The sequence below is a fragment of the Hartmannibacter diazotrophicus genome, assembly GCF_900231165.1.
Lineage (GTDB): Bacteria > Pseudomonadota > Alphaproteobacteria > Rhizobiales > Pleomorphomonadaceae > Hartmannibacter > Hartmannibacter diazotrophicus.
The window spans coordinates 5,287,635-5,299,325 of the sequence record NZ_LT960614.1 but is presented as its reverse complement, the minus strand read 5'-3'; the positions used below and the strand labels follow the sequence as shown (position 1 = coordinate 5,299,325).

The following is an 11,691-nucleotide window of genomic DNA, read 5'->3' as shown; positions in this document are numbered from 1 at the left end:
GTTCAGGCAAGCGGAAAATTGAACATTGTTCATTTTCCTCCAGGATGCGGAAAATCTGCCATGACCAGCCGACGCGAGGCGCAGCGCGACGCGCTCATCACCACCGCCGAAACCATCATCTCGCAGAAGGGACTTGGCGCGCTCAGGGCCCGCGACCTCGCCACCGAGGTCGGCTGCGCGGTCGGCGCCATCTACACCTATGTGGAAGACCTCGACGAACTGGTCCTGCGCGTCGGCGTGCGCACGCTCTCCCGGCTCGGCGAGGCGTTGCAGGCAACCACGGCCGAAACGTTGGATGCGAGCCCGCGCGAGCAGCTGACCGCGATCGCCCTCACCTATGCCGATTTTGCCGCCGGCAACGTCAACCTCTGGCGCGCGCTGTTCGAGTTCCGCCTTTCGGCACATCAGCAGCTTCCCGAGTGGTCTGCAGGTGCACAGACCAGTCTGTTCACCTATCTTGACGCACCGCTGAAGACGCTGCTGCCCGATCTGTCCGACGAGGACCGTCAGCTTCTGGCGCGCACGCTGTTTTCCGCCGTCCACGGCGTCGTGGCCCTCGGGCTGGAAGATCGCCATGTGGCGGTGCCGCGCGCGGCGCTGCATGCGCAGATCCGCATGCTGGTCGCCGCGCTGGCCGTCGGTTTGCCCGAAGTGCGACAGGGAGGATGACGCAGCACGCGTCAACGGGCGGCCTACGGCTTTTCGTCCGTCGCCATCTGGCCGAACGCACGTCGCACTCGATGCTATTGATGCGACATGCTTCGGGTTTTTGTTTCGTCGCGTGTTTTTGGCCGAAAACCGGATACCACTTTTCGGAACACGCTTTAATGTATGCCACATGATGGATTTCACGAACCTCGATCTCTCCTTCCTCGACCCAGTGCTGCTTGGCCGGCTGGCCTTCACGCACAAGGCGCCGACGAAGCCGCCGCTGCCGCCGGGGCGCAACAGCCTCGGGCTTTCGGAAAAGCGCGACGCAATCCTCTATGTGCCCGAAGGCATCGATCCGGCGACGCCCACCCCGCTCCTCGTCCTCTTTCACGGCGCGGGCGGCGGGGCCGGCATCATGCTGCCGAACTACGAGCCGCATGCAGACGCCCGGAAATTCCTGATCCTCGCGCCGCAGTCGATCTATCCGACCTGGGATCTGGTGATCGCCGGCAACGGGCCGGACCGCGAGCGGCTCGACACCGCGCTCACCATCGTCGCCGATCATTTCACGCTCGATCCGGCGCATCTTGCCTTCGCCGGCTGGTCGGACGGCTGCTCCTATGCCCTCTCCATCGGTCTCACCAACGGGCGGATTGTCAGCCACATCATCGCGATGTCGGGCGGGTTTCTTGCCGTCACCGCGCCGGAGGGCGAGCCGAAGATCTTCATCTCGCACGGGCGCCACGACGAGCAGCTTCCGGTCGAGGTCGCCGGCCGCGGCAAGGCGGAGCAGCTCAAGCAGGCCGACTATGACGTGACCTATGTGGAGCACGACGGGCCGCACAAGATCCGCGCCGACGTGGTGGAGCAGGCGGTGGGCTTCTTCCTCGACTGAGATCTGTAGGGGTAGAGTTACCCCTCGTCCTTCACCGACTTTCGAATTTCGGCCATCAACCGATCCAGCGTTTCCGGCGGCAGGCGGCCGACATGGCGGGCGAGCAGGTTGGCAAGCTCTGTCGCGCGCGGGTCGAGGCCGGCGGTGTCGATGGTGATCTTCGGGTCGGAGACCTCCGCAAGCCGCTGCAATTCCTCCGCTTCGTCCCAGATCACGTTGAAGAAGGCGATGATGCGCTGGACCATGAACCAGGTCGGCCGGCCGCGCTTGCCGTGCTCCAGCGCGCTCAGATAAGCCGGCGAAACATCGAGCGCCGCCGCCATCTGGCTCAAGGTGATCTTGCGCCGGCGGCGCAGCTCGCGCAGCCTCGCTCCGAAGGGCGTCATGCCGTCCCGCTTCCTTTTCGATTCCGTCGCTGCGACACCGAGCCCCGGCTGACCGCATGACCGTCGTGAGCCTGTCGCCGCGGACCATGGCAGCCGGACCTTGGGGTTGCCACGGTCTTTCCGCCCGGTCCGTTTCATCCTATGGAAGGGCCAAGCCTTTATGCAATATCGAGGATCGACCGCGATGACGCAGTCAACACCGGCCGGCGAACCGGCCCTCCGCCAGATCACGCTCTACGAGGCGATCGGCGGCGAGCCGACCGTCGACCGCCTGACCCGCCGCTTCTACGAGCTGATGGACACGCTGCCGGAGGCGGCCGCCTGCCGCGCCATCCACCCGGAAAGCCTAGAGGGCAGCCGCGAGAAGCTCTTCATGTATCTCACCGGCTGGCTCGGCGGGCCGCAGCTTTTCGTCCAGAAGCACGGCGCACCGATGCTCCGAGCACGGCATCTGCCCTTTTCCATCGCCGAAGAGGAACGGGACGGCTGGCTTGTGTGTTTCAACCAGGCGCTCGACGAGACCGTGGCAAACGAGCGCGTGCGGGAAATGATCCGCGAGAATGTCACCAAGCTCGGCTATCATATGCAAAACCGGACGTGATCCCGGGCCGAGGCATCATGGAGGCGGCGATGATGACCCGATCGAAAGCAGCATGCGTTCTGGCTCTCACTGGCACGCTGCTCGCCGGCGGCATGCCGACGCCGGCCGCCTTCGCCGCTGACGGCGACCCCGTAGCCGGGGCCGAGTCCTTCACCCGCGCCTGCCAGCGCTGCCACCGCTCACCCGAGCAGCTCATGATGCAGGTCGACGGGGCAACGCCCGAAGACAAGACGCAGACGCTCGGCGTCCTGCTGCCCGCCCACCACGCCGCCGACGCGACGCTGCGCGCCAACATCATCGCCTACCTCCTGTCCCTCTGAGGCCCCGCCGCACCGGATGCTGACTGGACCGGCCAAAAAAAAAGCGCACCCCTATTGCGGATAAAAAATATCCATGATTATTATTATCCACGAACGGAGAATGCCATGAAGCTTGGAGATGGCGTCGAGGCCGCGATCCACTGCTGCGCGGTTCTGGCGGGAACGGGACAAGACGCGACGATTTCCGCCGGCGACCTTGCCGAGCATCACGGGGTCTCGGCGAGCTATCTCGTCAAGCACCTGAAGCGGCTTGTCGCCGAGGGGATTCTGGAGTCCGTGCCCGGCCCCGCCGGCGGCTACCGCCTCGGCCGGGCGGCGGAGGCGATCACGCTCGCCGACATCGTGCTGGCCGTCGAGGGCCGGGAGCCGGCCTTCCGCTGCGCCAACATCCGCCGGCGCGGGCCGAGCCCGCTGCCCGACGACGCCTATCTGAGGCCCTGCGGCATCGCGGCGGCGATGCTTTCTGCCGAGCGGGCCTATCGCGAGGCGCTTCAAAAGACGCGGCTTTCCGACCTCGTCACGGAGTTTCTGGAGACCAGCGACCCGCGCGTGCTTGAGCGCGGCTGCGCCTTCGTGGAGCGCGCCCGCCGTCCGCAACCGGCTTCCGGGTGAGAATGCAATCCGGCGGCGTTCGAGGCCGCCGGACAGAGAGGCCTGTCCTCACGGAAAAGGCCCTCCGCTGTCGTCATTCCCGCGAAGACGGGAACCCAGCCCGCCGCGAGGATGGCCGTCGTGAGAACAGTCGGCGCGAACCCCACCGATGCTCTTCCCGCAAGGAGCGACGTCTGCGCTTCCCGCAAATGATCATCCCGGCCGATTGCTGGGTTCCCGCCTTCGCGGGAATGACGACAAACGAGAGGGTCTTTCAAGTCGCCCGGCGACTGCCACAGCCGTGCCAGCAACCGCCCCGCCGAGGCCGGCGGCAGCCAACCCCAACCCATCACCCCCAAAGGAGAAAAGCCATGAAAGCCAGACTGAACCATTTTGCCACCGCGCCGGAACTGATGCAGGCCGTGGTCACCCTGAGCAACGCGGTCAACGAGAGCGGGCTGGAGGCGAGCCTCCTCCATCTCGTCAAGCTGCGCGCCTCGCAGATCAACGGCTGCTCCTTCTGCGTGGAGATGCACAGCCGCGAAGCGCGGCAGGACGGCGAGCGCGAGGAGCGGCTCTACCTGACCTCGGCCTGGCGTGAATCGCCGCTCTTTTCGGAGCGCGAGCGCGCCGCGCTGGCCTGGACCGAGGCGCTGACCGAGATCGCCGGGCGCGGCGTCAGCGACGAGGCCTATGACACGGTGCGCGGGCAGTTTTCGGACAGCGAAGTGACGAAGCTTTCCGTGGCCATCGCCATGATCAATACCTGGAACCGGCTGATGGTCAGCGCGCGGACGGTGCACCCGGTGGCGAAAGTGGTAGCCTAAGCAGCTGGATCACCCGAGCATTGCGACTTCTATTTTGCTTGCGGTTCCAATTGAATCGATGATTTTCTGAAAGATGATGCATCAATACTCAAAAGCTCTTGGAACTGATCTGTAAAATCGACTGCATCTCTTGCAGCGAGCCAATCATCCCAATGGAGATGCGCTATATTTCCGGATCTTTGTAATCTAGCCTGATATAGCGGAAGAATAGATGCCTTCGGCAACATAATCGCAAAACATAACTTCGAATGCTGATCCCAACGCACTGCCATGAAATGGTCAGCTCCATCAATCTTATTGGGCGACAGCGAAATGCGTGGAAATGCGCCATCTGTTCCCAGAACTCTCGATTTGACTTCGATTCGACCATAAGCTGGTGAAATGACGTCAAACCCTTTGCGATTGGGCTCGGCTAATTTCCCATCTGTACTCAGTGCGGTCAGGATCTCGGCAAGCGTACCCAGTGTGATGTTAGCGTGTCTCTCCAAGCATTCGGCAGTGGACAGTATTAGATGCATTTCCTGTGCATCAGCGAGGAGCACCTCAGGAGCGATTGAAATCAAGGGAACAACTCTCGAACGTGAACAAAGGGCCGCCTTTCTTCGATAGCGACTCGCAGTTTGGCGGCAACGACTTCATTAAGAGGGATTCTCCGCCGCAACGCTTCGTATACGTCCATCCCATCCATCATTACCACTCTCCTAGCTGTAAATGCTTGAAGCCCATCAGCTGTGAACCCAGAATACGATATGAAGAGACCCCGCGCCCCCTCTAGCCGATCGCCAACTTTTTCCTGAAACGACCGAAGCGTTGAAGCATCCGTCGGTTGATTTCGCCACTTTGCCTCTATCAGGTAGACTGAGCCTTCATGCAGAAAACTGCCATCGATCTGCTCACCCAATAGCTTGAAAGAGCCACGGGCATCCAGTCCCCACGCATCAAACCATTTCCTGAGAAATCGCTCGAAAGCATAACCGCGCGCCTGAGCTTTATCATCCATGGCATGCATAGCCATAAATTCTTCTTCTAGCGCGACTAATGCTTGTACGGAAGGCCGGCTCAGCTTTCCTGTCTTGGCATCCTGAAGACCTTCGTCTGGATTCATGGCCAATGGCTGACCGCCAAGCTTTTCAATTACTGCACTCAGGCGCTGCCTTGCATTATCAACGGTTTCGGCTTGGCTGTGCGCTAAGCGACTGACTTCTCGATAATCCCAAAGAGCGTGAAGTGCTCTAATGATTGCTGCGGTCTGTGCGATCTCAAGAAAGCCCCTCAGCCGCTTTCCCTTGGACGTTCCATGAATGGCGTAGGCATCGTCATAGATGTTAACACCGACATCGCGCTCAAAGAATGAAGCAAAACGACTGTTACTGAAGTCCATGACGTAGCCGCCATACATGCCAAAGAGGCTGTCGATCAGCTTCAGGTCTGCAGTTGTCAGCTTCGCCATCCGTGATTCCCCACGTTTCTCGTTCGGCCCTAGCAGATGTCAAATCTTTTCAGAAAGATACCTGTGTTGTGGAGCGCGGATCCCTTCCCGAATCCGCGAAAGCGAGGAAAATCTGCATACGATATTTTGATGACACGAGCCAGATTTGGGCTGCGTTCTTTGCCGCATCGTGACAGGCCAATAAGAACTGAAGATCCAACTTGAGAGAGAGAAGAGATTGGTCTTGCCTATGGCAGTCAATCTGATGTCAGGCGCGAATTGGAATTGACGAGTGGTTCCGCAGCCAAATTCCCCTCTTGCATTCATACCCGCCCATCGTGATATGAGGGGGCGGGAGGTTGGCGGTGGACGTGCCACTCGCCAACCGGGTCAGGTCCGGAAGGAAGCAGCCCCAACGAGCCTCGGCTCGGGTCACATGTCAGCCTCCCACCGACCTCCCGCAGGATCGACGATGTTTTCAAGGCGCTGCCATACGGCTGGCGCCGCGATATGCGGATCAAAGAGGCCATGGACGAGACAGCCGCCGGCGAGGAGACGACCGTCGCCAAGACGGATCACGGGACCGGCGAGGCTGGCCTCGGGCTCGACCATACGCACGAGGTCCATGCCGCCCCCGCGCCCAAGGGCGCCGGCTACCGGGTGCTCGCCCGCAAATACCGCCCCTCCACTTTCGAGGATCTGATCGGCCACGGCGCCATGGTGCGCACGCTGGCGAACGCCTTCGAGACCGGCCGCATCGCGCAGGCATGGATGCTGACGGGCGTGCGCGGCGTCGGCAAGACGACCACCGCCCGCATCCTCGCCCGCGCGCTCAACTATGAAATTCCTGGCAAGATCGACCGGCCGACCATCTCGATGCCGGAGATGGGCACCCATTGCCAGGCGATCATGGAAGGCCGGCATGTCGACGTGATCGAGATGGACGCCGCCTCGCACACGGGCGTCGGCGACATTCGCGAGATCACCGACGCGGCGCGCTACAAGCCCGTTTCGGCGCGCTACAAGGTCTACATCATCGACGAGGTGCACATGCTCTCCACGGCGGCGTTCAACGCGCTGCTGAAGACGCTGGAAGAGCCGCCGGAGCATGTGAAGTTCATCTTCGCCACCACCGAGATCCGCAAGGTTCCGATCACGGTGCTGTCGCGCTGCCAGCGCTTCGACCTGCGCCGCATCGACGCCGGGCTGTTGACGGAGCACCTGAAAAAGATCGCCGAGGCCGAGGCGGTCACCGTCGACGACGAGGCGCTGGCGCTGATCGCCCGCGCAGGCGAGGGCTCGGCGCGCGACTGCCTCACCATCTTCGACCAGGCGATCGCCCATGGCGGCGGCGCGGTCGACACGGAGTCGCTCCGCGCGATGCTCGGCCTTGCCGACCGGGCGCGCATCATCGACCTTTTCGAATTCGTCATGAAGGGCGACGTCGCCGGCGCGCTCGGCGAACTCACCGACCAGTATGACACCGGCGCCGACCCGGCCGTCGTGCTCTCCGACCTTGCCGCCTTCGTCCATCTCGTCACGCGCATGAAGCTGGTGCCGGCCAGCGCCTCCGATCCCTCGCTGTCGGAGGGCGAGCGCACGCGCGGCAAGGAATTTTCAGCCGGGCTCTCGGTGCGGGTGCTCTCGCGCGCCTGGCAGTTGCTCTTGAAGGGCATCGCCGAGGTGGAGCAGGCGGCCCGTCCCCTGCCGGCGGCGGAAATGGTGATCGTGCGGCTTGCCTATGCGGCGGATCTGCCGACGCTCGACGAGGCGCTGAAGCAACTCGGCCAGGCGACCAACGGCAACGGCGCTGGCGCCCCGGCGCCGCGCGGCAACGGCGGCGGAGCGGGTGCGCCGGCAGGGCCAACTGGATCGATGGCGGTGCGTCCGGCGCAGATGGCCAGCAGCGGCGGCAGCGGCCCCGTGGCGCGGCTTCACACCGAAAACCGCAACATTCCCGCGCCCGCGATGCAGCCGGGGCAGGCCCAGCCCGATTCGATCCGGCTCGAAAGCTTCGAGGCCGTCGTCGAGCTTGCCGCCGCGCGGCGCGACATCGGTGTCAAGTTCGCGCTGGAGCGCAACGTCCGCCTCGTCAACTTCGAGGACGGGCGGATCGAGATCAATCCGCTGCCCGGCGCGAACCCGAATCTGGCCGGCGATCTCGGCCGCAAGCTCACCGACTGGACGGGCAAGCGCTGGATCGTCACCGTTTCGCGCGAGGAAGGCGAGGCGACGATCCAGGAAAAGAAGGAGGCCGCCCGGCGCAGCCTTCTCGACGACGTGCGCGCCGACCCGTTGATCGCCGACATTCTTTCCAAGTTTCCCGGCGCGGAGATCGTCGACGTGCAGGTGCCGGAGGACGAGATCTCGGTGGCGGAAGCAGCCCTGCCGGTCGCGCCCGACGACGTGCCCTTCGATCCCGACGATCCCTTCGATCCCGACGCCTATGACCTTGACGCCGCCTTCGGTGACCCCGTAAGCGATTTCGACGATTAGACCATTTGGGTTTGGCCAATACGCCCGAAAAGCATGTCCTCGGCTCGATCGGGGATGGGAACCGGTTTTCGGACAGACGAAACGACTGAACACATACGCTGGCACGGAGATGGACATCGAACTCCGTGTCATCCCCGGCCGAAGCGCTGAAGGCGCTGAGGGGAAGGGGATCCAGAAATCGGCCAGGCACGTCCGTCGCTCGCTTCTGGATCCCCTTCCCTCGCCCTCGCTTCGCTTGGCTCGCCGGGGATGACACCAAGTCCTGCGTTAAGTGCTCGAACACTCAAAACGGCGCGCGGCGCGCCCAACCCGTGAGGACAGAACCATGTTTGGCGACCTCGGCAAGATGATGAAGCAGGCCCAGGAACTGCAGGCCCGGATGGCCGAAGCCCAGGAGGAGATCGGCCGCATCGAGGTGACGGGCACCTCCGGCGCCGGCCTCGTCTCGGTGCGCCTTGCCGGCAAGGGCGATTTGCGCGGCATCTCCATCGATCCGACGCTGATGAACCCGGACGAGGCGGAAATCCTGGAAGACCTCATCGTCGCTGCCCACAACGACGCCAAGGGCAAGCTCGACGACGCGGTGGCGGAGAAGATGCAGGCGGTGACCGGCGGGCTGCAGCTGCCGCCGGGCATGAAGCTGCCCTTCTGAGGCCGCCTTCGCCCTTGCCTGTCTTGAAAGCTTCCTGATGTCGCGCCGCGTCACCGGTCCTGAAATCGATCGCCTGATCCAGCTGCTCGCCCGTCTGCCCGGGCTCGGGCCGAGATCCGCGCGCCGCGCCGCCCTGCAGCTCGTCAAGAAGAAGGACCAGCTGCTGCGCCCGCTGGCGGAGGCTATGACGGTTGCGGCCGACAACGTCACCACCTGCCGGACCTGCGGCAACGTCGACACCCACGATCCCTGCACCGTCTGTACCGATCCGCGCCGGGACGAAAGCGTTATCGTCGTCGTCGAGGATGTCTCCGATCTTTGGGCGCTGGAGCGTTCCAATGCAATCAACGCCCGCTATCACGTTCTCGGCGGCACGCTGTCACCGCTCGACGGCATCGGGCCGGACGATCTCAACATCGCGGGGCTGGTCGAGCGCGTCGCGGCGGGCGGCGTCAAGGAGGTGATCCTCGCGGTGAATGCCACCGTCGACGGCCAGACCACGGCGCATTATGTCACCGACCGGCTGCAGGGGCTCGGCGTCGCCGTCTCGCGCCTTGCGCACGGCGTTCCGGTCGGCGGCGAGCTCGATTATCTCGACGAGGGCACGCTGGCGGCGGCGATCCGCTCGCGCACGCCGTTCTGAGGGCTCTGTCGTCGAGGGCCAAGACCCGCCGGATGGCGAGGTCCGGCCATGCAACTTGCCCTCTCCATCGTCATTCCCGCGAAAGCGGGAACCCAGGGTGCCACCCCGATGGTCGTGGCTCTGGAGCGAGTGCGCACCTTTCAATTCAGCAGAGGCAATTCGTCGAACCATCCTCGCGGATGGCTGGGTTCCCGCTTTCGCGGGAATGACGAACGTGAGGCAGGGGGAAGGATCGGAAGATCTCAGGTCTCTTCCGCCGCCGATTTAGACCCCGGCGCACCACATCGTCAGGGATGAACGCGCCGCAGCGTCAGGTTCACGCGGCCGTCCCAACCCACCCCGGCCTCGGAGAAGAGCGTCGACGAGCCGCGGAGCACCCGGTCGATGCCGTGGAAGGCCAGCCGCGCGTCCCCGCCGAGCAGCAGGACATCGCCGGAGGCAAGGCGCATGGAACGCGTCGGGTCCTTGCGGTTCGTTCCGCCAAGGCGGAAGACGGCGGTGTCGCCGAGCGAGACCGACAGGACGGGCGCCGCGAAGGTCTCCTCGTCCTGGTCCTGATGCAGGCCCATGCGGGCGGTCGGCGCGTAGACGTTGACGAGACAAGCCTCCGGCGGGCCGTCGAAGCCCGCGACCTCGGCCCAGAGGTCGAGCAGCACCTGCGGCATCGCCGGCCATGGGCGGCCGGTTTCCGGATGCTGCGGCTGATAGCGATAGCCGGACACGTCCGACACCCAGCCGAGCGGACCGCAATTGGTCATCCGCACGGAGAAGGGCTTGCCGGTGCGCGGCATTTTCGGCGTGAACAGCGGCGCCTCGGCGATGACATCCGCCAGGGCCCGCACCAGCGTCACCTGCTGGTCGCGCGAAAAACAAGCCGGCAAGAGGCGAAAGCCGGTGGGCGCAAGAGTGGTCATGCCGGCACCTTGGCAGGCACCGGGACGAGACTCAATGGCGCGTCAACTCAGTGGCGCGTGCGCCGCCGCCCGGTACCTTCGCCGAAGCTGTTGATCGAGCGGGAACTGATCCTTGCCTCCTCGCGGCCGCCGAAAAGCGGATCGCCGTCAGCAAGTTTCGCGACCACCCGGCCGATGACGAAGACCCCGACGAACAGCCCGCCGTGGGCGAGCAGCTTCATCGTCGCGTCGTCGAGCCCCAGGATGTTGACGAAGCCGTATTGCTCGGCGACCACGGTGGCCGCGGTGGCGAGGATAAACGCGGGCAGCACGCCCGAATCGCCGCCGTCGTCTTCCAGAAATTCAAGAATCCGAAATTTGCTCAAAGCGGTTGCCTCCAAGATGCAGCCAAGCCTAGATCGGTCTAAGAGCGTCGCTCGCCACCATGCCGGCATTCGACCCCTGCAGTCTGTCACCGCCCTCTTGCGGGAGCGTTTCGAAGCGGGTCAGGAATTTAGTCAAGATTTAAGAGATGTTGAGGAAACCGCGGCAGCCCTTTGCAGGCCCGCGCCGGCCATGCCCCGCATTTCAACCCCGCAGTTTCGAGGCTATTGTTCGGGATCGTCGCAGGATATCCGGTCCCGGGCATCTGGCACGGGGCATCCGGGAAGCCGGCGGACGGAGGAGGTCTCCTCATGGCGAAGATCATCGACCGGCGCATGTCCGCGATCATGGAGGGCGACTTCGTCGTCTTCCTCATCGGCATGCGCATCAACAAGCCCTGGAAGGTCCACAAATGGTGGCCCGTCTTCATGGCCATGCCGAAGATGATCAGGGAACTCGAAGCCGCGGGGCCAGAGACCGGATTTCTCGGCCACAACGGCATCGGTCTTGGCGGCATGGTGCAATACTGGAGAAGTTTCGATCACCTGGAGGCCTATGCCCGCGGCCGCGAGAGCGCGCATTGGCCGGCCTGGGTCGCCTTCAACCGCCGGATGAAGGACAGCCGCGGTGACGTCGGCATCTGGCACGAGACCTACCGCATTCACGCCGGCGACTACGAAGCGGTCTATTCGGGCATGCCGCCCTACGGCCTCGGGCGGGTCGGCAGCCTCGTTCCGGCCGACGGTGCCTATGAGGCCGCACGCCAGCGGATGGGTGCCGATCCGGCCGCCGAATGAACCGATCGCTTTTCTTGATCCTTTCGTCACGCAGCCGTGATCACACGTCTTGCAGGCCGTGAAACCCCCACTTATATACCCGCCAAGACAACGGAGTCCGGCAACGCGGTTTCATCGCGACCGGGC

15 protein-coding genes and 1 other RNA gene are annotated in these 11,691 nt (G+C 63.9%); 11 read left to right on the top strand and 5 right to left on the bottom strand.

Annotated features, from left to right (window positions below):
- Positions 1–60 precede the first annotated feature (60 nt).
- Positions 61–669 carry a TetR/AcrR family transcriptional regulator gene (locus tag HDIA_RS24365; protein ID WP_099558590.1) on the top strand — a complete coding sequence of 203 codons (609 nt, stop codon included), beginning with the start codon at positions 61–63 and terminating at the stop codon, positions 667–669.
- 169 nt (positions 670–838) lie between these two features.
- Positions 839–1,546 (top strand): alpha/beta hydrolase, encoded by a 708-nt coding sequence (locus tag HDIA_RS24360; protein ID WP_099558589.1) that lies wholly within the window; start codon positions 839–841, stop codon positions 1,544–1,546.
- Positions 1,547–1,563: 17 nt separating this feature from the next.
- Here HDIA_RS24360 and HDIA_RS24355 read toward each other — a convergent pair whose 3' ends face one another.
- The gene (locus HDIA_RS24355) at positions 1,564–1,932 is read right to left on the bottom strand and encodes a helix-turn-helix domain-containing protein (RefSeq protein ID WP_099558588.1); all 369 of its coding nucleotides are present in this window, start codon (positions 1,930–1,932) and stop codon (positions 1,564–1,566) included.
- Positions 1,933–2,116: 184 nt separating this feature from the next.
- Between HDIA_RS24355 and HDIA_RS24350 the strand changes: the two genes are divergently transcribed.
- From HDIA_RS24350 to HDIA_RS24335, 4 genes are all read left to right on the top strand, one after another.
- On the top strand, positions 2,117–2,533 hold the full coding sequence (locus tag HDIA_RS24350; RefSeq protein WP_099558587.1) for a group II truncated hemoglobin: 417 nt from the start codon (positions 2,117–2,119) through the stop codon (positions 2,531–2,533).
- 29 nt (positions 2,534–2,562) lie between these two features.
- The gene (locus HDIA_RS24345; RefSeq protein ID WP_157775811.1) at positions 2,563–2,853 is read left to right on the top strand and encodes a hypothetical protein; all 291 of its coding nucleotides are present in this window, start codon (positions 2,563–2,565) and stop codon (positions 2,851–2,853) included.
- 105 nt (positions 2,854–2,958) lie between these two features.
- Positions 2,959–3,465, top strand: coding sequence for an RrF2 family transcriptional regulator (locus HDIA_RS24340; protein WP_099558585.1), 507 nt, complete (start codon positions 2,959–2,961; stop codon positions 3,463–3,465).
- 350 nt (positions 3,466–3,815) lie between these two features.
- Positions 3,816–4,271: a carboxymuconolactone decarboxylase family protein gene (locus HDIA_RS24335; RefSeq protein WP_099558584.1), complete on the top strand. Its 456-nt coding sequence runs from the start codon at positions 3,816–3,818 to the stop codon at positions 4,269–4,271.
- 29 nt (positions 4,272–4,300) lie between these two features.
- Here HDIA_RS24335 and HDIA_RS25515 read toward each other — a convergent pair whose 3' ends face one another.
- Positions 4,301–4,834, bottom strand: coding sequence for a hypothetical protein (locus HDIA_RS25515; protein ID WP_157775810.1), 534 nt, complete (start codon positions 4,832–4,834; stop codon positions 4,301–4,303).
- Positions 4,831–5,721: a restriction endonuclease gene (locus tag HDIA_RS24330; RefSeq protein WP_099558583.1), complete on the bottom strand. Its 891-nt coding sequence runs from the start codon at positions 5,719–5,721 to the stop codon at positions 4,831–4,833. Before HDIA_RS24330 ends, HDIA_RS25515 begins: the two co-directional genes overlap by 4 nt.
- A 333-nt stretch (positions 5,722–6,054) precedes the next feature.
- On the opposite strand from HDIA_RS24330, the gene ffs reads away from it, so the two are divergent.
- The 4 genes from ffs to recR all read left to right on the top strand — a co-directional run bounded on the left by ffs (position 6,055) and on the right by recR (position 9,491).
- Positions 6,055–6,151, top strand: an RNA gene (gene ffs / locus HDIA_RS24325) — signal recognition particle sRNA small type.
- Between the two features lie 77 nt (positions 6,152–6,228).
- On the top strand, positions 6,229–8,196 hold the full coding sequence (locus tag HDIA_RS24320) for a DNA polymerase III subunit gamma/tau (RefSeq protein WP_099559142.1): 1,968 nt from the start codon (positions 6,229–6,231) through the stop codon (positions 8,194–8,196).
- A 325-nt stretch (positions 8,197–8,521) separates the two neighbouring features.
- Positions 8,522–8,848 (top strand): YbaB/EbfC family nucleoid-associated protein, encoded by a 327-nt coding sequence (locus tag HDIA_RS24315; protein WP_099558582.1) that lies wholly within the window; start codon positions 8,522–8,524, stop codon positions 8,846–8,848.
- A 37-nt stretch (positions 8,849–8,885) separates the two neighbouring features.
- Positions 8,886–9,491 carry a recombination mediator RecR gene (gene recR / locus HDIA_RS24310; protein ID WP_099558581.1) on the top strand — a complete coding sequence of 202 codons (606 nt, stop codon included), beginning with the start codon at positions 8,886–8,888 and terminating at the stop codon, positions 9,489–9,491.
- A gap of 287 nt (positions 9,492–9,778) precedes the next feature.
- On the opposite strand, the gene HDIA_RS24305 is transcribed toward recR, so the two are convergent.
- Both HDIA_RS24305 and HDIA_RS24300 read right to left on the bottom strand, forming a co-directional pair.
- The gene (locus HDIA_RS24305) at positions 9,779–10,405 is read right to left on the bottom strand and encodes an alpha-ketoglutarate-dependent dioxygenase AlkB family protein (RefSeq protein WP_099558580.1); all 627 of its coding nucleotides are present in this window, start codon (positions 10,403–10,405) and stop codon (positions 9,779–9,781) included.
- A gap of 47 nt (positions 10,406–10,452) precedes the next feature.
- Positions 10,453–10,785, bottom strand: a complete 333-nt coding sequence (locus HDIA_RS24300) for a hypothetical protein (protein ID WP_157775809.1) — start codon at positions 10,783–10,785, stop codon at positions 10,453–10,455.
- A 294-nt stretch (positions 10,786–11,079) separates the two neighbouring features.
- On the opposite strand from HDIA_RS24300, the gene HDIA_RS24295 reads away from it, so the two are divergent.
- Entirely contained in the window at positions 11,080–11,565 is a 486-nt protein-coding gene (locus HDIA_RS24295) for a DUF4188 domain-containing protein (RefSeq protein WP_099558578.1), read from the top strand.
- The last annotated feature ends 126 nt before the right edge of the window (positions 11,566–11,691 follow it).

Excerpts from the sequence above, each read along its gene's own strand:
- HDIA_RS24365 (WP_099558590.1), top strand. The coding sequence starts at position 61 with ATGACCAGCCGACGCGAGGCGCAGCGCGACGCGCTCATCACCACCGCC.
- HDIA_RS24360 (WP_099558589.1), top strand. The coding sequence starts at position 839 with ATGATGGATTTCACGAACCTCGATCTCTCCTTCCTCGACCCAGTGCTG.
- HDIA_RS24355 (WP_099558588.1), bottom strand. The coding sequence starts at position 1,932 with ATGACGCCCTTCGGAGCGAGGCTGCGCGAGCTGCGCCGCCGGCGCAAG.
- HDIA_RS24350 (WP_099558587.1), top strand. The coding sequence starts at position 2,117 with ATGACGCAGTCAACACCGGCCGGCGAACCGGCCCTCCGCCAGATCACG.
- HDIA_RS24345 (WP_157775811.1), top strand. The coding sequence starts at position 2,563 with ATGATGACCCGATCGAAAGCAGCATGCGTTCTGGCTCTCACTGGCACG.
- HDIA_RS24340 (WP_099558585.1), top strand. The coding sequence starts at position 2,959 with ATGAAGCTTGGAGATGGCGTCGAGGCCGCGATCCACTGCTGCGCGGTT.
- HDIA_RS24335 (WP_099558584.1), top strand. The coding sequence starts at position 3,816 with ATGAAAGCCAGACTGAACCATTTTGCCACCGCGCCGGAACTGATGCAG.
- HDIA_RS24330 (WP_099558583.1), bottom strand. The coding sequence starts at position 5,721 with ATGGCGAAGCTGACAACTGCAGACCTGAAGCTGATCGACAGCCTCTTT.
- HDIA_RS24320 (WP_099559142.1), top strand. The coding sequence starts at position 6,229 with ATGGACGAGACAGCCGCCGGCGAGGAGACGACCGTCGCCAAGACGGAT.
- HDIA_RS24315 (WP_099558582.1), top strand. The coding sequence starts at position 8,522 with ATGTTTGGCGACCTCGGCAAGATGATGAAGCAGGCCCAGGAACTGCAG.
- recR (WP_099558581.1), top strand. The coding sequence starts at position 8,886 with ATGTCGCGCCGCGTCACCGGTCCTGAAATCGATCGCCTGATCCAGCTG.
- HDIA_RS24305 (WP_099558580.1), bottom strand. The coding sequence starts at position 10,405 with ATGACCACTCTTGCGCCCACCGGCTTTCGCCTCTTGCCGGCTTGTTTT.
- HDIA_RS24295 (WP_099558578.1), top strand. The coding sequence starts at position 11,080 with ATGGCGAAGATCATCGACCGGCGCATGTCCGCGATCATGGAGGGCGAC.